19 protein-coding genes, 1 tRNA gene and 1 pseudogene are annotated in these 18195 nt (G+C 60.0%); 11 read left to right on the top strand and 10 right to left on the bottom strand.

The genetic code is table 11. The features are described from left to right. The first annotated feature begins 14 nt into the window (after positions 1–14). Positions 15–389 carry a cytochrome c family protein gene (locus FPT15_RS20840; protein ID WP_145164229.1) on the top strand — a complete coding sequence of 125 codons (375 nt, stop codon included), beginning with the start codon at positions 15–17 and terminating at the stop codon, positions 387–389. On the opposite strand, the gene FPT15_RS20835 is transcribed toward FPT15_RS20840, so the two are convergent. From FPT15_RS20835 to FPT15_RS20810, 5 genes are all read right to left on the bottom strand, one after another. Beyond that, positions 390–2411, bottom strand: a complete 2022-nt coding sequence (locus FPT15_RS20835) for an LTA synthase family protein (protein WP_145164227.1) — start codon at positions 2409–2411, stop codon at positions 390–392. A gap of 691 nt (positions 2412–3102) precedes the next feature. Continuing rightward, positions 3103–3699 (bottom strand): hypothetical protein, encoded by a 597-nt coding sequence (locus FPT15_RS20825; protein WP_145164222.1) that lies wholly within the window; start codon positions 3697–3699, stop codon positions 3103–3105. Next, complete coding sequence (locus tag FPT15_RS20820) at positions 3699–4967, bottom strand: exo-alpha-sialidase (protein ID WP_145164221.1); 1269 nt, start codon at positions 4965–4967, stop codon at positions 3699–3701. The genes FPT15_RS20825 and FPT15_RS20820 overlap by 1 nt, the downstream gene beginning before the upstream one ends. Before the next feature lie 22 nt (positions 4968–4989). Further along, positions 4990–5535 (bottom strand): cytochrome b/b6 domain-containing protein, encoded by a 546-nt coding sequence (locus FPT15_RS20815; protein WP_145164219.1) that lies wholly within the window; start codon positions 5533–5535, stop codon positions 4990–4992. Next, positions 5535–5801 carry a PepSY domain-containing protein gene (locus FPT15_RS20810; protein WP_119736807.1) on the bottom strand — a complete coding sequence of 89 codons (267 nt, stop codon included), beginning with the start codon at positions 5799–5801 and terminating at the stop codon, positions 5535–5537. The genes FPT15_RS20815 and FPT15_RS20810 overlap by 1 nt, the downstream gene beginning before the upstream one ends. Before the next feature lie 146 nt (positions 5802–5947). On the opposite strand from FPT15_RS20810, the gene FPT15_RS20805 reads away from it, so the two are divergent. Both FPT15_RS20805 and FPT15_RS20800 read left to right on the top strand, forming a co-directional pair. Beyond that, entirely contained in the window at positions 5948–6610 is a 663-nt protein-coding gene (locus tag FPT15_RS20805; RefSeq protein ID WP_145164217.1) for a response regulator, read from the top strand. Next, complete coding sequence (locus tag FPT15_RS20800) at positions 6607–7959, top strand: ATP-binding protein (protein WP_145164215.1); 1353 nt, start codon at positions 6607–6609, stop codon at positions 7957–7959. Before FPT15_RS20805 ends, FPT15_RS20800 begins: the two co-directional genes overlap by 4 nt. 223 nt (positions 7960–8182) lie before the next feature. On the opposite strand, the gene FPT15_RS20795 is transcribed toward FPT15_RS20800, so the two are convergent. The 3 genes from FPT15_RS20795 to FPT15_RS20785 are packed head-to-tail and all read right to left on the bottom strand — an operon-like array spanning position 8183 to position 10184. Beyond that, on the bottom strand, positions 8183–8806 hold the full coding sequence (locus FPT15_RS20795; RefSeq protein ID WP_145164213.1) for a DUF3916 domain-containing protein: 624 nt from the start codon (positions 8804–8806) through the stop codon (positions 8183–8185). A gap of 23 nt (positions 8807–8829) precedes the next feature. Beyond that, positions 8830–9054 carry a pyocin S6 family toxin immunity protein gene (locus FPT15_RS20790; RefSeq protein WP_145164211.1) on the bottom strand — a complete coding sequence of 75 codons (225 nt, stop codon included), beginning with the start codon at positions 9052–9054 and terminating at the stop codon, positions 8830–8832. Further along, a complete protein-coding gene (locus FPT15_RS20785) occupies positions 9051–10184 on the bottom strand; it encodes a colicin E3/pyocin S6 family cytotoxin (protein WP_145164210.1) in 1134 nt (377 codons plus the stop codon). Before FPT15_RS20785 ends, FPT15_RS20790 begins: the two co-directional genes overlap by 4 nt. 122 nt (positions 10185–10306) lie before the next feature. Between FPT15_RS20785 and FPT15_RS20780 the strand changes: the two are divergent. Both FPT15_RS20780 and FPT15_RS20775 read left to right on the top strand, forming a co-directional pair. Next, positions 10307–10561, top strand: a pseudogene (locus FPT15_RS20780) (DUF3077 domain-containing protein); the annotation flags it as partial. 222 nt (positions 10562–10783) lie between these two features. Then, the gene (locus tag FPT15_RS20775; RefSeq protein WP_145164208.1) at positions 10784–11419 is read left to right on the top strand and encodes a LysE family translocator; all 636 of its coding nucleotides are present in this window, start codon (positions 10784–10786) and stop codon (positions 11417–11419) included. 6 nt (positions 11420–11425) lie between these two features. Here the strand turns inward: FPT15_RS20775 and FPT15_RS20770 are convergent, their stop codons facing one another. Continuing rightward, positions 11426–11755 (bottom strand): hypothetical protein, encoded by a 330-nt coding sequence (locus FPT15_RS20770; RefSeq protein ID WP_145164206.1) that lies wholly within the window; start codon positions 11753–11755, stop codon positions 11426–11428. Positions 11756–11849: 94 nt separating this feature from the next. Then, positions 11850–11934, bottom strand: a tRNA-Leu gene (locus tag FPT15_RS20765). 108 nt (positions 11935–12042) lie between these two features. Here FPT15_RS20765 and queA point away from each other — a divergent pair. The 6 genes from queA (at position 12043) to FPT15_RS20735 (ending at position 18131) form a co-directional block, all read left to right on the top strand. Beyond that, positions 12043–13107 (top strand): tRNA preQ1(34) S-adenosylmethionine ribosyltransferase-isomerase QueA, encoded by a 1065-nt coding sequence (gene queA, locus FPT15_RS20760; RefSeq protein WP_119736825.1) that lies wholly within the window; start codon positions 12043–12045, stop codon positions 13105–13107. Between the two features lie 5 nt (positions 13108–13112). Continuing rightward, a complete protein-coding gene (gene tgt / locus FPT15_RS20755; RefSeq protein WP_003175976.1) occupies positions 13113–14228 on the top strand; it encodes a tRNA guanosine(34) transglycosylase Tgt in 1116 nt (371 codons plus the stop codon). A 43-nt stretch (positions 14229–14271) separates the two neighbouring features. Further along, positions 14272–14610: a preprotein translocase subunit YajC gene (gene yajC / locus FPT15_RS20750; RefSeq protein WP_003175975.1), complete on the top strand. Its 339-nt coding sequence runs from the start codon at positions 14272–14274 to the stop codon at positions 14608–14610. A 62-nt stretch (positions 14611–14672) separates the two neighbouring features. Further along, positions 14673–16541, top strand: coding sequence for a protein translocase subunit SecD (gene secD / locus FPT15_RS20745; RefSeq protein ID WP_106578266.1), 1869 nt, complete (start codon positions 14673–14675; stop codon positions 16539–16541). 9 nt (positions 16542–16550) lie between these two features. Beyond that, positions 16551–17465, top strand: a complete 915-nt coding sequence (gene secF / locus FPT15_RS20740; protein ID WP_106578267.1) for a protein translocase subunit SecF — start codon at positions 16551–16553, stop codon at positions 17463–17465. A gap of 123 nt (positions 17466–17588) precedes the next feature. Beyond that, positions 17589–18131: a glycine zipper 2TM domain-containing protein gene (locus FPT15_RS20735; protein ID WP_015885750.1), complete on the top strand. Its 543-nt coding sequence runs from the start codon at positions 17589–17591 to the stop codon at positions 18129–18131. Positions 18132–18195 lie beyond the last annotated feature (64 nt).

Here is an 18195-nt window from a genome sequence, read left to right as displayed (position 1 = left end):
GATGTGGAGCCTTCATGAAGCACGCTTTATTGACCCTCGCCCTGATTCTCACCACCGCCCCGGCTTTAGCGGCAGGCGATGCCGAAGCGGGCGGCAAGCTTTTCAGCAAGACCTGCGGCGGCTGCCACAGCATCGGCGAAGGCGCGCGCGGCGGCTTCGGCCCGCAGCTTAACGGCATCATCGGCCGCCCTGCCGGCACCACCACGGACTACCAGTACTCCGACGCGATGAAAAACTCCGGCGTGGTCTGGACCCGCGACAAACTCGCCGCCTATATCGAGGCACCGAAGAAGGTGGTCAGCGGCACGCGCATGATTTTCTGGGGCATCAGCGACCCGGAAAAGATTGAAAACATCCTGGCCTACCTCGAAACCTTCCAGCCCAAATGATCACTCGCGCACGTTCCTGAACAGCATCAACCGCGCACTTTCATGCAGCCCGCGCGTCAGGCCCTGCAGGCGCTGAAACTCTTCGGGGTGCTGCTCGGCCACGTCTTCGCGAGGTGTTGGCGACGCCAGGTCATGCAGGGTTGGTGAACTGCCGTCGTGTTGCATTTGCAACAGGAAGTCCTGGGTCACGCCGCCGATAATCGGGAACGTGCCCTCGTGCAACACCAGTGGCACCACACGTTCGCCTTCCGGTGCCGGCTGCTGGATGTCGCGGCCCATCGCGCCAGTGCGAAAGGGGACGCCTGCCATGCCGGCCACTGTCGGCAACAAATCCGCAAGGCCCACCGCCTCTTCAATCACCCGTGGTTGCAGGCCCGGCGCGTGGATCAGCAACGGCACATTGTTGCTTTCCAGACCCAGTTGCTCGAAGGCCGGCGGCATGTGCGGGATCTGGCTGATGCGGGTGTTGTGGTCGCCGAAGAACACAAAAATGCTGTTGTCGTACCAGCCGCCGGCCTTGGCGATGTCCATCAGGCGGCCGATGTTGAAGTCCAGCAAACGCACTGCGTTATACTGCTCGACGCTGCGCGAGCCAGCGGCCTGAGCCTGCTCCAGGGTCACGTCACGGACCTGGAAGCCGTCGTTCTGCTTGGGAATGGTGTACGGGCGATGGTTGCCGGAGGTTTGCACGTAAGCGAAGAACGGCCTGTCCTTGGGCACGGCGCGCAGCAGTTGGTCGCCCTCCTTGAACAGGTCCAGGTCAGAGATGCCCCACACGTCCACCCGCGGTGAGCGCCAGTAGCTTTCATCAAACAGCTGCACGTCATCGATGCTCTGGCGGATCAACGCATTGATATTCGCCCAGCCAGCGTTGCCGTTGATCATGTAGAACTTCTGGTAGCCCTCGAACGCGTTGATCAGCGTGTGCTGCCGCGTGATCAGCGGGTTGCGCGTGGCGGTCTCCTGGCGCGTCACATCGGGCACGCCGGTGATGCTCGCCCACACGGTTTTGGCGGTGCCGGTGACGGGCACGTAGAAGTGTTTGAAGAACCAGCTTTGCGTAGCCAACGTGTCCAGGTTCGGCGTGGGGTTCAGCGGGTTGCCGTAGGCACCGACGGCGCTGGTGCCGAGGGATTCAAGCATCACGAAAATCACATTGGGCGGGCGTTCGCCTTGCAGACGATAAGGTTGCACACCTTGTTCGCGGGTGAAATTCATTTGTTGGGAATCGGGCTGGTCAACGCCCAGATACTCGGCTATTTGCGGGTAATGCTTGCGCACTGTGGCTTCATCGAATTGCGCTTGGCCGACCTTGAGCGTGTCGTATAAAAACAGCACCGGGTTCAGGCCCACGGCGGCAACCTGGCTGTTGCCGGAAAAAAACGCATCGCTCCAGCGCAGCGGCACCGGGTTTTCCAGGTTGAGGTTGGCCACGCGGCCGAGCAGGGCCAGCAGCACGGCGACAACGCCGACGACGGCCACGGAAGCCACGGCCCATTTACCGATGACTGTGGGTTCGCGATCCAGGGTCAATCGCTCCAGGCACACCAACGCCCATACCCACAGCGCCACGGCGGCCAGCCAGCAAGCGGTTATCCACAGCACCGGGTAGGTTTCCCACACCATCTGTTGCGAAATCTGTGCGTCTTGCAGGTAGCGCAACACGGTCGCGTTGATGCGCACGCCGAGGTAGGCGTAGTGGCCGAAGTCGATGATGTACACCAGGCCGACCACGGCCAGGGCCACGACCAGATAGCCGCGCGCCAGCCAGCGCAGGGTGGGCAGGGTGGTGAGGTTCCAGCGTGGGAGCCAGGCCAGCACGGCCAGTGGCAACATGATCAACACGGCCAGGCGCAGGTCGAAACGCAGGCCGATGCCCAGGGTTTCCGCCAGCGCCGGGGTGTTTAAATCCAGACCGGAAAAGCTGATCAAAAACACCAGCCGCAAAGCCGCCAGCAACGCAAACACCAACCCGATCGCGCCCACGCCGTAGCGCAGGCGGCGTGATTGCAACACACCCATCATTGACCTCTACTCAATCTCACAAACACCACACAGCAAATGAGGGAACAGGCTTGCCCGCGAAAGCGGTGGTTCATTGCCAGCGTTGTCGCCTGACACGCCGCCTTCGCGGGCAAGCCCGCTCCCACAGTTTGAGTTGCATTAACCCGGCGACCCTTCGCGGGCAAGCCCGCTCCCACAGTTTGAGTTGCATTAACCCGGCGACTACGCAGTAGCCCGCCGGGAGCGGATCGCCATCACTGACCCCTCCCAACCTCCAAAACGACGCCGCTCCAATGTGGGAGCGGGCTTGCCCGCGAAGGCGGTTTATCAGTGCCAGCGTTGTTGCCTGACACGCCGCTTTCGCAGGCAAGCCAGCTCCCACAGTTTGGATTGCGCTAACCAGTGACTATGCAGTAGCCCGCCGGGAGCGGATCGCCATCACTGACCCCTCCCAACCTCCAAACCGACGCCACTCCAATGTGGGAGCGGGCTTGCCCGCGAAAGCGGTGGTTCAGTGCCAGCGTTGTTGCCTGACATGCCGCCTTCGCGGGCAAGCCCGCTCCCACAGTTTGAGTTGCATTAACCCGGCGACTACGCAGTAGCCCCGGGAGCGGATCGCCATCACTGACCCTTCCCAACCTCCAAACCGACGCCACTCCAATGTGGGAGCGGGCTTGCCCGCGAAGGCGGCTTATCAGTGCCAGCGTTGTTATCTGACACGCCGCATTCGTGACCAAGCCCGCTCCCACAGTTTGAGTTGCATTAACCCGGCGACTACGCAGTAGCTCGCCAGGAGCGGATCGATCAGGTAATCCCAATAGTTCTCCGACGCCTTGAGCCGCAGCGCGAAGGCCAGGGTGCCCACTGCCAGCATCCACACCGTCAACGTGTTGCGCAGCCAGAGCAGCAGTAAGGCCGCCGCGCCCACCAGCACAATCATCGGCCGCGGGTTGAAGCCCCAGCGGTAAGGGTCGTAATACGTCAGGCCCATCGTGGCCGGATACAGCAGCAGGCTCAGCGTGCCAAACAGCACCAGCAGTTGCACTTGATGTGGGCGATTAACCGGCTGCACCACGCCCAATCGGCACAGCGTCACCCCCGCCAGCAACACCAAGGTGCTGATCGCCAGGTCATCGGTAAAGCTGCGCACGTACGCCGCCAACGGCAGTTCATTCACCGGGATAAAACTCAGCGCCACCAGCATCGGCAGCAACCACGGCCGCCACGGCGCGGTAAAGCGAAACAGGCTTAAGAGCACAAACCCCAGCAGCACAAAACTCAAATGGGCCTGCCACACAGAAACCATCACAAATGCTCCGCCAGCCAGGCTTCGTTGAAGCTGACATGTTTGATAAAGGTGTTATTCCACGAGTACACCACGTGGTACATGCCGTCCGGGCTGCGGCTGAAATACGGGTACTCGTACTCGAAATCGCAGCCGCGCGGTTTGCACACGCGGTAATCCAGGTTGCTCAGAAAGCGTTGTTCCAGTGGAAGACGCTTGGCGCCGCTGGAGGCGCGAAAGCCCTCGCCGATGATTTCTTTATAGGCCTCGTGGGAGAACGGCTGGCCGAGCGGGTCGGGCGACTGGTCCAGTTCCACCACCGTGCGCCATTGGCTGAACTGGGCGTTGGTCCCGTAGAGGCTGAGCTTGAAGCGACCGTCTTGCAGGTCGTTGAGGGCCACCAGCAAACCGTCATCCTCAGTAGCCACTGCCGCCAGGGAGGAATTGGGGTTGGCCGGCGCCAGCGGGTACGGCTCACTCCAGGTTTGCCCGGCATCGATGGTGCGGCTGGCGAGCACGCGGTGATGGGTTTCGCCGGCGTAGCGCAACATCGCCACGGCGCGCTGGCCGTCCTGCGCCACGATGGTCGGCTGCAGGGAGTGCTTGCCACGGCTGATGCGGAATTTGTCGATCACCGCGCCGTCGGGGCTCAAGTACAGGTACTCGGCAAACTTGCCCATGAACTCGTGATACACCGGCAAGCCAATCGAACCGTCGGCGTGAAACACCGGCGCGGCGCGCACCAGCGTGCTGATATTAAAGAACGGTGAGGTCACCAATTGCCGCGGCGCCGACCAGTTTGCGCCCAGGTCAGTGGAGACCATCACGTTGATCGCGCTGGTGGCCCAGCCGCCGACCGACACCGACACATAAAACATCCACAGGCGTTTATCCGGCCCCAGCGCAATCACTGGGTTACCCAGTTTGCGAATGTAGCGCTGCGTGCCGTCGCGGGTACTTTCGCGCGTGGCCAGCACCTGCTCGGCGCCCCATTCGCCGCTGCGCGCATCAAACCTTGCGGTGCGTACCTGCACATCGGCGGCGCCTTCGCGGCTGCCGGCAAACCACACGGCCATCAAGTCGCCGCCGGGCAGGGCGGTGACGGAGGAGGCGTGCACAAAGTCGGTGAGTTGCGAGGACACAAAGCGGCTGGTGTATTGCGGCGCCATCGCGACCTTGGAGGTATTCGGGCTCGCCTGGGCAAACGGCGCCAGCATGTGCGGCGGATGGCTTTGCCAGGCGGCGAAAAACACCGCGAGCAGGCTGCAGATCAGTAAGGCGGAGCGCATAGAGAACCTGTTGGGAAAAGGATTACTGCGCACGCTCATCCGGCAGGCGCTTCCTGCGACCGGTGAGCATGGATAACGGCAGGTTGTCCTTCACCTGGAGACTTTCATACACGGCGGCCAGCACATGCACGCAGACCAGACCCAGCAGCACATTGGCGGCGGTTTCGTGGACTTGCAGCGGCCAGTCGGCACCCCATAACGCGTCGACTTCCTGCATCAGGAAACCGCTGATACCGAGGATCAGCAGCGCCGACAACATCAACAGCATCACCAGCGCGCCGATGGGCGAATGACCGAGGCGGTGCAGCCCTCGCCCGTCCAACACCCGACGCACATGGGCACTGAGTCGCGCAGGCGATGGCCAGAAATCTGACCAACGTGCACTGCGCGGTCCTACGAACCCCCACACCAGTCGCACCAGCAACCAGGCCATGGCGTAGTAGCCCAGCCACACATGCCAGTCGTCGCCCGCTTCGTTAAAGAAGTAGTTGGCGACGAAGACCCCGGCGATAGACAGATGAAACAGCCTTACCAGAGGGTCCCACAGGCGCAGGGATTCGCTTGGCATCAGCCCTTGATCTCAGTCTTCACGGCTTTGCCGGTGACCGGGTCGTGGTAGATCTCGACCTTGCGTTTGTCTTTGTCGAAGCCGTAGATCTCGTAGCAGTTGCCGTCGGTGACCTTGAACTTGCTGATCTCGTACCCTTGCGCCTTGAGCGTGTCCTGGAAGGCTTTTTCGTCTTGCCACTGCGAGCGTTCGGCGGTGGTGCACTGCGGGCCGGCGAGGGCCATGGGGCTGGCGATAATCAGGGACAGCAGGAGAATTTTGCGCATGGAAAAGCTCTCAGCAGATGTGGGAGATTTCACAGTGCAAAACCAACCTTAGCGCAACCTTAGTTGGCAACGCGCCGTAACATCTTTCCCCGAAGGGGCCGCTGCAGAACCGGCATCATTCCGCCGTTTCCTACAGAGATTCCGCAATGCGCCTACTCCTAGTCGAAGATGATCGTGCCCTCGGCCAGGGCATTCGCGTGGCATTGGGCGCAGAAGGCTACACCCTGGATTGGCTGCAGGATGGCCTCAGCGCCTTGCACGCACTGCGCACCGAAAGCTTCGATTTGCTCCTGCTCGACCTCGGCCTGCCGCGCCTCGATGGCCTCGACCTGTTGCAGCAACTGCGTGCCGGGCAATACGACTTGCCGGTGCTGATCCTCACCGCCCGCGACGGCACCGCTGAACGTATCGCCGGCCTGGACGCTGGCGCCGACGACTACCTGATCAAGCCCTTCGACGTCGACGAACTCAAAGCCCGCGTGCGCGCCCTGTTGCGCCGCAGCCAGGGCCGCGCGCAGCCGATGCTGGAGCACGCCGGCGTCAGCCTCGACCCGGCTACCCAGCAAGTGCGTTATCAGGATCAAGACATCATCGTCACCCCAATGGAATACCAGCTGCTGCACCAACTGATGGTGCGCCCCGGCAAAGTCGTGACCCGCGAGCGCCTGTCCCGCGCGCTGTATGGCTGGCAGGACCGGGTAGAGAGCAACACCCTGGAAGTGCTGATCCATAACCTGCGCAAAAAGTTATCCACCGAGCTGATCCGCACCGTGCGCGGCGTCGGCTATGTACTGGCGCTCAACCCGTGACCTCCGTTCGCGCGCGCATCCTCATTCCGGTGCTGGTGTTTATTTTGCTCGGCGACGCGCTGATCAGCTGGCTGGTGCTGCGCGACAGCCACCATGAAATCGAAGAAGTCTATGACGCCCAACTCGCCCAAAGCGCGCGCCTGCTGCAAGGCGTACTGCGCCAGCGCGACCCTGGCGAAGCGGATTGGGACAGGTTGTATCAAGCCTTCGACCACGCCATGAGCCGCGTCGGCGAAGACGGCGTCGCCCACCCGTATGAAACCCGCCTGACCTTCCAGGTATGGCGCACCGACGGTCAACTCCTCGTGCGCTCCGCCGAGGCGCCCGTGCTGGCTGCGCCGCCGACTACCCTCGGCGCCCACGACATCATGGATAACGGCAACGACTGGTGCGCCTTCCTCCTCGCCGACCCGCAGCAGGGCTTGCTGATCTGGGTGGGCGAGCGCGACGACATTCGCCAGGACCTGATCGAACGCATCGTGCGCCACACCCTCTGGCCCACCCTGATCGGCGTGCCGCTGCTGACGGTATTGATCTGGCTGACCATCGGCTGGGGTCTCAAACCGTTGCGCGCCATGGTGATGTCAATTCGCGGGCGCAGTACCGACACCTTGCAGCCGCTGCACCTCAAGCCGCTGCCGACTGATCTGGAGCCGATGCAAACCGCGCTTAATCGGTTGTTGGTGCAGATGGACGACCTGCTCGAGCGCGAACGCCGCTTTATCGCCGATGCTGCCCATGAACTGCGCACGCCGCTGGCGATTTTGCGTATCCACGCGCAGAACGCTCAAAGCGCTGTCACCGAAGAACAGCGGCGCGAAGCATTGGATTTTTTGGTGAACGGAGTAGGTCGCGCTACGCGAATTGGCAGCCAGTTGCTGACCATGGCGCGCATCGAGCCGCAACTGAACAACCCCGTGTGCAAGCCCGTGCAACTGACGGAACTGGTGCGCGAAGAACTCGCCGAGCTGACGCCGCTGGCGATGGAAAAGGGTGTGGAGCTGGTGTTGGAAGGGGAGGAGCAATGTTGGGTACAAACCGAGCCGGTGGCGTTGGCGATTGCGCTGCAGAACCTGGTGACTAACGCGCTTAACTTTTCCCCCGCGGGCAGCGAAGTGAAAGTGGTGATCGGCGCTGACTGCTTGAGCGTGGAAGACCAAGGTCCGGGGATTGATGAAGCGGAAATGGAGCGCTTGTTTGAGCGGTTTTACAGTCGGGATAACGCCAATGGCGCTGGGCTGGGGTTGGCGATTGTGGAGATGATCGTGGGAAAGATCGGATGCAAGCTTACGCTGCACAATCTAGAGCAGGGCGGCCTGCGCGCGCGGCTGGTATTCAACGAAACCTGAAGCAGCCCGGCTCAAATGTGGGAGTTGTCGAGCCCCAGCGAGGCTACGAAGGGATCGCCTCGGTACGCCTGACCGACCGAAGCACTTGCATCGCTGCGCTCCCACGTCCTGTGCGCCTCTAGCAGCAAAAAAATCCGTTTGGTACGCCGCGAAGGCGACGCGGAACAGCGCATGAAAACACTGGGATATTGTGTTGAGGGGCAGGGACCAGGGCCAAGTCGAGCTAAGAGGTCGAGCCGAACAAATGCGGGTGCTGCGCCTGGAAGGACCTGAAGGTCTGGTACTTCCAGCGCTCACCGCCTGGGTCTTCGTCTGTCGTGCTGACCTCGCCGAAGTACCAGTGCTCTGACTCGAAGATATCTCCGTCTTCATTCTCGTGAATGAAGTGAAAGCCGACTTCGTGAAGCCCCGGTGGGATGGTCAGGCTCCATTCTTTGGCCAGGCTTCTGCCAGTGATTCGAGCTTGGCGAAAGTACTCATAGTCGAAAGGTTGAGTGTGGCCCAAGTAGCGAGCTTTATCGGTGTAGACACAGACGCGGCTTGAGAACATGTCCGGAAGCATGACGCAGGCGACTACCCAGCATTCAGGGGCGTCGTCTGGTCGCGCTTTAAGCAGATGGCCTGAGACATTGATCAACTGTTGAGCACAGTGCGCCTGAATTTCCGGTGTGGTTTGTTTGCCCTCAACAAGATTTTCGATGACGGGGATTCTTTCGGTTACGTAGTCAGGTTGAGGCGGTAATTCTTCGTAGAAACAGCCTTCGAAGCTGTCGGCCCAGCGGCTCAGGGCTTTGAGGCGCCTGGGGATGTTGCGGAGTTTTTTGTTTGTTAGTGAAAGTCTGCGCATATGGCTAAATTCTCTTAGGTTGGTTACTCGTGTGAGGAAAGGAACAGGTCAAGGTGGTTGGGCAGTTTTAAGGCACACGCTTTTTCGATTTTGAGTGTTTGTTCTTCCGTCAATGGGTAATCAAATACGCAATCCTCAGGCTGGCTCCATCCCATAATCTCCATTAGCTCTTGAGTGGATAGAGATAGCTCTTTCTCAAAGGATGCAAAATCCTCGTTAGGCAAAACGCCCATAATTACGTGGTTCATGGCTCTACCCTCCTACTAGGATCGGCTGGCTTTCGTTGTTTTCCGGTTATATGGTCGAACTCGCCGAGATGAACTCCATGTTTGGTGTACTTTTCGACAGCGCCATGTTGAAAGTCCCACTCATAGATTGTCCCGTCCGGATCTTTCCATCTAGGACGTTTACCTCCTCCTTTCATGGGCGTTTTAGAGCGTGCCCATTTTGCTTTTGGAAACGCAGCCAAGAGTTTAGGCTTGGTGTGGTAGGAGTGATCCCCAGCCCGAACGCTAACCACCACATACAGCGGCCGAACCCCCGACTCCACCGGGAACACCAGAATAAAATCCCGATACTGCGGCGGATAAATCGGGTTCACCAGAATCTGCGCGGCCTTCTCGGTCGGTGGGTAAATCCAAATCACCGGCGCTTGCGGCGCAGCTTCCAACGCCGGAATACCCAGCGTATCTCTCGGATCAACCGCAGGTGTCCAGATCAGCTCCACGCCCTCACCCAAATCCGCCACAAACTGATCGCCACGGCTTTGGAATTGCACCACGTCAATCATCTGCCAATCGGCATGGTTGCCCGTGTAAAACCCATACCCCTTGAGCGTGCCGTCCTCACGCTGCTCCACATGCAAACGCATCTGCGACCGCGCCTGTGGCAGCGAACGCAGTTGCTCCTCGCTGTAGAGCGCGCTATCACCCAGTTCCGACGGCCAAGCCAGCGCCACCAAACCGGCCAATAATCCACCGGCTACAGTGCCAGCAGCGGTGGCTGCGGATTCCACCACCGCCGAACGCAACGCCAACTGCCCTAAACCAACGGGCAGGGCACTGCCGCTGATCTTGCGCAAAGCAACCGCGCCTCGGCTGTCCACCTCGCGCCCACCCAACAGGCTGAAGTGGCCGTAATCCTTGATCAGCTCCAGCGGTACGTAACCGGTGGGGTCGTTGTAGCGAATGATGCCGTCGGGCAGTTGGCAGGGTTTGGTGAACACGCAGCCCGGAAGCTTTACGGGCGTAGGCGCCGGGGCAGGTGCCGAGTTGAATAAGTCTATCGGCGGCGAATAGGGCTCCCGTTTCGGCTGCGGACTCAGGATTCGCCGTTTGAGTTGTTCTTCTTCGGTGATGGGGTACGCGCGTTCTGACATGACGGGCTCACTTCCTTGTGCGAGGGAGTGAGCGTACGAGGGGGGATCAGAGGTTGATGTCGGTGTTGTTCGATGGTGTGCGTGGGAAAAGTCATTCTGTTAGCGACGATAATTAAAAAGGGGGCCAACAGCCCAACCTCCACCGCGTATTCCGCGTCAACTCCGGCGTACCCATCCGCGTTGCCCTGGAGCATGCCTCCGAGCTGCTGCACTGTTCCAAAATGCTCGCGTTGGATGCCGCCATGGACAACAGCGCGGATCGCTACGCCTGGGCGGCGCATTATTTGGGGGGGATGGCGAAGGCAGTGGTGGATGATTTGGCTAATGGGATGTTGCCGAATGGGGTGATGGAAGAGGGTGACGCTGTTGGTGTGTAGGCGGGTGAGTTGAGGGTGTGGCGGCTGGCGTCTTCGCAGGCAAGCCAGCCCCCACAGTGGAGGGTGTACATCCGTTGAATCAGTGTCAGTAAAGAGACCTTGGGACGCCAAGGTCTCTTTTTTTGTTTATGTGTATGACGTTTTGCTCGCGGATCTGTATCTAACGGCCTGCTTTTCATCGCCCTACCATGGCGCCCAGCACAACTCTTAAGGAGCGACACCATGCCCGAACTGTCCAGCTGGCTAGCCTACGGCCTGATCTCACTCGGCATGGTACTCACGCCCGGGCCGAACATGATTTACCTCATTTCCCGCTCGATTTGCCAAGGCCGTACGGCCGGGTTGATTTCGCTGGGCGGTGTTGCGCTGGGGTTTGTGGTTTACATGTTGTGCGCGGCATTGGGGATTACCGCGTTGGTGATGGCGGTGCCGTTTGCCTACGACGCGCTGCGGCTCGGCGGGGCGTTGTACCTGGTGTACCTGGCCTGGCAGGCGGTCAAGCCGGGTGGTCGTTCGCCGTTTCAGGTTCGGGATTTGCCCCAGGACAGCCCGCGCAAACTGTTCATGATGGGCTTTGTGACCAACCTGCTGAACCCCAAAGTGGCAGTCATGTACTTGTCGTTGCTGCCGCAGTTTATCGACCCGAACGGGCATGGCAGTGTGCTGACGCAATCGCTGATTTTGGGCTTTACGCAGATTGCCATCAGCGTGAGCGTCAACTCGGTGATTGCCGTTATGGCAGGCTCTATCGCGGTGTTCTTCGTCACCCGCCCGGGTTGGCAGGTGGCGCAGCGCTGGGTGATGGGATCGGTGTTGATGGGGTTGGCGGTGCGAATGGCGGTTGAAGGGCGGCGGTAAGTCGCGTCACAGGATGGCTTTCAGGTAGTCCTTGAGTGCGTTGAGCGGGGCGTCGAGTGCTTCGAGTGTCGGCGCTTGGCGCACGTCCACCGCAAGCCGTTGCAGCTCACGCCCCATCACCGTGTTTGGGCCGCCCAGGGAGTCGAGTGCTAACGTCAGGCATTCATCAAGTTTGAGTTGAATCGCGGCCAGATCCCCCTGACGTACCAACAACCCAAACACTTCCCGCTCATACCCATCCATGACCAGGTCATCGCGCAGAATCGGGCTCGCGCCTTCGGTCTCGTGCACCAGCTTGAGAGCAAAAAGGGCAACAGCTTCCAGCGTCAATTCCATGGTCCCGGCTCCTTAACGTCTGCGTTCGCCTATGCCTGCTTACTTTTTTACAGGCGAAAAAAAAGACCTTGAATTTCAAGGTCTTTCTTTAAGATGGTGCCCCGAGGGAGACTCGAACTCCCACTCCTTTCGAAAACGGATTTTGAATCCGCCGCGTCTACCAATTCCGCCATCAGGGCTCAATGGCGGCGAAGTATAGAGATGAGATTACCGTTGGTCAATCACGTTTCATGGTCTATTTTCACTATTTCCGCTAGACTTCCCGGCCCTGCTAGACGAACCCCATCATGCGCGTTGCTGACTTTACTTTTGAGCTCCCTGATTCGCTGATCGCTCGCCACCCTTTGGCCGAGCGTCGCGCCAGTCGACTGCTGACCCTGGACGGGGTGAGCGGTGCCCTCGCACACCGTCAATTCACTGATTTGCTTGAGCATTTGCGCCCAGGCGATCTGATGGTGTTCAACAATACCCGGGTGATTCCGGCACGGCTGTTTGGCCAGAAAGCGTCCGGCGGCAAGCTGGAAATTCTGGTCGAACGGGTGCTCGACAGCCATCGCGTGCTGGCCCATGTGCGCTCCAGCAAGTCGCCGAAACCGGGTTCGAGCATCCTCATCGATGGCGGTGGCGAGGCCGAGATGGTCGCGCGCCATGACGCGCTGTTCGAGCTCAAGTTTGCCGAAGAGGTGTTGCCGCTGCTGGAACGCGTCGGCCATATGCCGTTGCCTCCTTATATAGACCGCCCCGACGAAGACGCGGACCGCGAGCGCTATCAGACGGTGTACTCGCAGCGCCTCGGCGCTGTGGCCGCGCCGACTGCGGGCCTGCATTTCGACCAGCCGCTGCTGGACGCGATTGCCGCCAAGGGCGTCGAAAGTGCCTATGTGACCCTGCACGTGGGGGCCGGCACGTTTCAGCCGGTGCGTGTGGATAACATCGAAGACCACCATATGCACAGCGAGTGGCTGGAAGTCAGTCAGGAAGTCGTGGATGCAGTGGCCGCGTGCAAGGCGCGCGGCGGTCGTGTTGTTGCTGTCGGCACCACCAGCGTACGTTCGCTGGAGAGTGCGGCGCGTGATGGCGTGCTCAAGCCGTTCAGCGGCGACACCGATATCTTTATTTTCCCGGGCCGGCCGTTTCATGTGGTCGATTGCCTGGTCACCAACTTCCATTTGCCGGAATCCACGCTGTTGATGCTGGTGTCGGCATTTGCCGGTTACCCGGAAACCATGGCCGCTTATCAAGCTGCCATCGCCAACGAGTACCGTTTTTTCAGCTACGGTGATGCGATGTTTATCACCCGAAACCCTGCGCCGACTGCTCCTAAAGAAGCGGGCCCTGAGGAACAACTATGAGTCGTATGTCGTTTGAATTGTTGGCCACGGATGGCAAGGCTCGTCGTGGTCGCCTCACGTTTCCGCGCGGCACCGTCGAAACCCCGGCCTTCATGCCCGTGGGCACCTACGGCACCGTCAAAGGCATGCTGCCGCGTGACATCGTCGCCACCGGCGCCGAGATCATCCTCGGCAACACCTTCCACCTGTGGCTGCGCCCGGGCACGGAAGTGATCAAGAAGCATGGCGACCTGCATGACTTCATGAAGTGGCAGGGCCCGATCCTCACCGACTCCGGTGGTTTCCAGGTGTTCAGCCTGGGCGCCATGCGCAAGATCAAGGAGGAGGGCGTGACCTTCGCCTCGCCGGTCGACGGGTCCAAGGTATTCATGGGCCCGGAGGAGTCGATGCAGGTGCAGCGCGACCTGGGCTCCGACATCGTGATGATCTTTGACGAATGCACGCCGTACCCGGCGGACGAAGACGTGGCGCGTATCTCTATGGAGCTGTCGCTGCGTTGGGCTCAGCGTTCGAAGAATGCCCATGGCGACAACACCGCGGCGCTGTTCGGTATCGTTCAGGGCGGCATGCACGAAAGCCTGCGCAAGCGCTCGCTGGAAGGCCTGGACAAGATCGGCTTTGACGGCCTGGCCATCGGCGGTTTGTCGGTGGGTGAGCCCAAGCACGAGATGATCAAGGTGCTGGATTACCTGCCGGGCCTGATGCCGGCTGACAAACCTCGTTACCTAATGGGCGTTGGCAAACCGGAGGATCTCGTAGAGGGTGTGCGCCGCGGTGTGGACATGTTCGATTGCGTGATGCCAACCCGTAATGCCCGCAATGGGCATCTGTTCATCGATACAGGCGTGCTGAAGATCCGTAACGCGTTCCATCGCCATGATGATTCGCCGCTGGATCCCACCTGTGACTGCTACACCTGCCAGAACTTCTCGCGCGCTTATCTGCACCATCTGGACAAGTGCGGGGAAATGCTGGGTAGCATGTTGAATACCATCCACAATTTGCGTCACTACCAAGTGCTGATGGCTGGTTTGCGCGAGGCTATTCAACAGGGTACATTGGCCGCCTTCGTCGATGCCTTCTATGCCAAGCGCGGGCTCCCTGTGCCGCCCTTGGACTGAGTTTTCCGACCCTAAGATTCACTATTTGCAACTGGAGTGCTAAATGAGCTTTTTTATCTCTAATGCCATGGCTGACGCCGCTGCGCCTGCCGCTGCCGGCCCTATGGGCGGTGGTTTTGAGTGGATTTTCCTGGTCGGCTTCCTGGTCATCTTCTACCTGATGATCTGGCGTCCACAGGCCAAGCGCGCCAAAGAGCAGAAAAACCTGCTGGGCAGCCTGCAAAAAGGCGACGAAGTTGTGACCACTGGCGGCATCGCCGGCAAGATCACCAAGGTTTCCGATGCTTTCGTGGTTCTGGAAGTCTCTGACACCGTAGAAATGAAGTTCCAGAAGGGCGCCATCGCCGCCACGTTGCCAAAAGGCACGCTCAAAGCGATCTGAGTAACAACCTTTACCAATCGACGGGGCGCGCAAGGCGCCCCGCGTTATAAGCGGGCGGCGTGATGCTGAACAAATACCCTCTGTGGAAATACGTACTGATCCTGGCGGTGCTGGCGATCGGTTTTATTTATTCCGCTCCCAATCTTTATCCTGATGACCCTGCGATCCAGATCACGGGCGCCAGCACTTCGCTGCAAGTCAATCAGGCTGACCTGGAACGCGCGAGCAAAGCGCTCACCGACGCGGGCATTCAGGTTAAAGCGGCAACATTGGCGGCTGATGCGAAGGGCGGCTTGTTGCGCCTGACCAAGGCAGAAGACCAATTACCGGCCAAAGACGTTGTGCGCAAGGTCATGGGTGACGACTACGTTGTCGCGCTGAACCTGGCACAGACCACGCCAAAATGGCTGCGCAGCATTGGCGCGCACCCGATGAAGCTGGGTCTGGACTTGTCCGGTGGTGTGCACTTCCTGCTGGAAGTCGACATGGACAAAGCCCTCGACGCACGCCTGAAAGTCTACGAAGGCGATGTGAAGAGCCTGCTGCGCAAAGAGAAGTTGCGTTATCGCAGCCTGCCGCAGCTCAACGGTGCCATCCAGCTGGGCTTCTCTGACGAAGCGTCCCGCGAACAGGCCCGTGCGCTGATCCGCAAGAACTTCAACGATTTCGACATCGTGCCGGCCGACCTCAATGGTCAACCTGTACTGCGTCTGGCGATGACCCCAGCCAAGCTGGCGGAAATCCGCGAATACTCCATCAAGCAGAACTTGACCACGGTACGTAACCGCGTCAACGAGCTGGGTGTGGCTGAGCCGATTGTTCAGCGTCAAGGCGCCAACCGCATCGTGGTTGAGTTGCCGGGCGTTCAGGACACTGCTGAAGCCAAGCGTATCCTGGGTAAGACCGCTAACCTGGAGTTCCGTCTGGCTGCTGAGCCGGGTGCTTCTCGCGCGACTGCCGAAGAATTCGAGTTCCGTGAAGGTAATCGTCCTCCAGCGTTGATCGAGCGTGGCTTGATCATCACCGGCGACCAGGTCACCGACGCCAAGGCTGGTTTTGGCGAGCACGGCACGCCTGAAGTGAACATTCGTCTGGATGGTCACGGCGGCGAACTGATGAGCCGCGCCACGCGCAGCAACGTTGGTCGCAGCATGGCGGTGATCTTCATCGAGCAACGCCCGATCACCACCTACACCAAGCAAGTGGTCAACGGCGTCGAGAAAGACGTGCCGGTGCAGACCTTCAAGGAAGAGAAGAAGATCATCAGCCTGGCGACCATCCAGTCGCCACTGGGTGCTCAATTCCGCATCACGGGCCTGAACGGCCAGGGCGAATCGTCCGAGCTGGCACTGCTGCTGCGTGCCGGTGGCCTGGCGGCGCCGATGTACTTCGCTGAAGAGCGCACCATTGGCCCGAGCCTGGGTGCCGATAACATCACCAAGGGTATCGACGCGGCCTTGTGGGGCATGCTGTTCGTGTCGCTGTTCATCATTGCCATCTACCGCTTCTTCGGCATCATTGCCACCGTGGCCCTGGCGGGCAACATGGTCATGCTGCTGGCGCTGATGTCGCTGCTGGGCGCTACACTGACCCTGCCAGGTATCGCCGGTATCGTGCTCACCATGGGTATGGCGGTAGACGCCAACGTACTGATCTTCTCGCGGATTCGTGAAGAGATCGCGGCGGGCATGACCGTACAGCGTGCAATCAATGAAGGCTTCGGCCGGGCATTTACCGCGATTCTTGACTCCAACTTGACCACTTTGCTGGTCGGCGGGATTCTCTTTGCCATGGGCACCGGCCCGGTCAAAGGTTTTGCGGTCACCATGTCCCTCGGTATCTTTACCTCGATGTTCACGGCCATCATGGTGACCCGCGCAATGGTCAACCTGATCTTTGGCGGGCGTGACTTCAAGAAGTTGTGGATTTAAGGGGCTGCCATGTTACGTACAATCAACTTCATGGGCGTTCGCAACATTGCGTTCGGCGTCACTGTGCTCCTTACCGTTCTGGCGCTGTTCAGCTGGTTCCATAAGGGCCTGAACTACGGTCTGGACTTCACCGGCGGTACGCTCATCGAGCTGACCTACGAGAAGCCGGCCGACGTTACCCTGGTGCGCAACGAGCTGGTCAAGGCCGGTTATCACGAAGCCATCGTGCAGAGCTTTGGTGCAACCACCGATCTGCTGGTACGTATGCCAGGTGAAGACCCGCAACTGGGTCACCAGGTAGCCGAAGCCTTGCAGAAGGTCGGCGGCGACAACCCGGCGTCGGTCAAGCGCGTTGAGTTCGTGGGCCCGCAGGTGGGTGAAGAGCTGCGCGACCAGGGCGGCCTCGGCATGCTGATGGCGCTGGTCGGCATCATGATCTACCTGGCGTTCCGCTTTCAGTGGAAGTTCGGCGTCGGCGCGATTGTGTCGCTGATCCACGACGTGATCGTGACCGTGGGCATCCTCGCGTACTTCCAGATCACCTTCGACCTGACGGTGTTGGCGGCAGTGCTGGCGATCATTGGTTACTCGCTCAACGACACCATCGTGGTATTCGACCGGGTGCGTGAGAACTTCCGTGTACTGCGCAAGGCGTCGCTGATCGAGAACATCAACGTCTCGACCACCCAGACCCTGCTGCGGACCATGGCGACCTCGATCTCCACGTTGCTGGCGATTGCTGCGCTGATGATCTTCGGTGGCGACAACCTGTGGGGCTTCTCCCTGGCGCTGTTCATCGGCGTTCTGGCGGGCACCTACTCGTCGATCTACATCGCCAACGTGGTGCTGATCTGGCTGAACCTCAACAGCGAAGACTTGATCCCTCCTGCCGCTACCGGCAAGGAGGTCGACGACCGCCCTTGATGGGCGCTTGTTGACACGCTGTTACAAAGAAGGCGCGAGTATTGAACTCGCGCCTTTTTTTTCGCTCCAAGGCTGGGTATAGCGCGGACGTTTCGGTCCGCTTGTGATGGTCAGGAGGTTCACGTGAACAAGTCGTTGCTGGTTGGTGCGGTATTGGGTGCTGTCGGTGTGACTGCCGGGGGTGCTGTTGCCACCTACAGCCTGGTAAAAAGCGGCCCTGAGTATGCGCAAGTGCTGGCGGTGCAGCCGGTGAAAACCCAGATTAAAACCCCGCGCGAGGTCTGCAAGGACGTCGCCGTAACCCGGCAGAAGCCGGTGCAGGATCAACATCAAATCGTCGGCACTGTGGTGGGTGCGCTGGCCGGTGGCCTGTTGGGCAACCAGGTCGGTGGCGGTAATGGCAAGAAGCTGGCGACTGTAGCCGGTGCGGTGGGTGGCGGTTACGCCGGTAACAAGGTTCAGGAAGGCATGCAGAACCGCGATACCTACACCACCACGCAAACCCGGTGTAACACCGTCAACGACATCAGCGACAAGGTTGTCGGCTATGACGTGCGGTACACCCTGGATGGCAAGGAAGGTTCGGTGCGGATGGACCGTGATCCAGGTGGCCAGATTCCAGTGGATAAAGAAGGTCGTTTGGTCTTGGGTCAAAACCAGCAGTAATTCCAGGCCGGGCGCGGTTCAAAATGTGGGAGCGGGCTTGCTCGCGAACGCGGAGTGTCAATCA

It is taken from the genome of Pseudomonas sp. RGB (assembly GCF_007713445.1).
Taxonomy (GTDB): domain Bacteria; phylum Pseudomonadota; class Gammaproteobacteria; order Pseudomonadales; family Pseudomonadaceae; genus Aquipseudomonas.
Note: the sequence above shows the minus strand (reverse complement) of the source record. Positions and strands in the feature narration are given on the sequence as shown.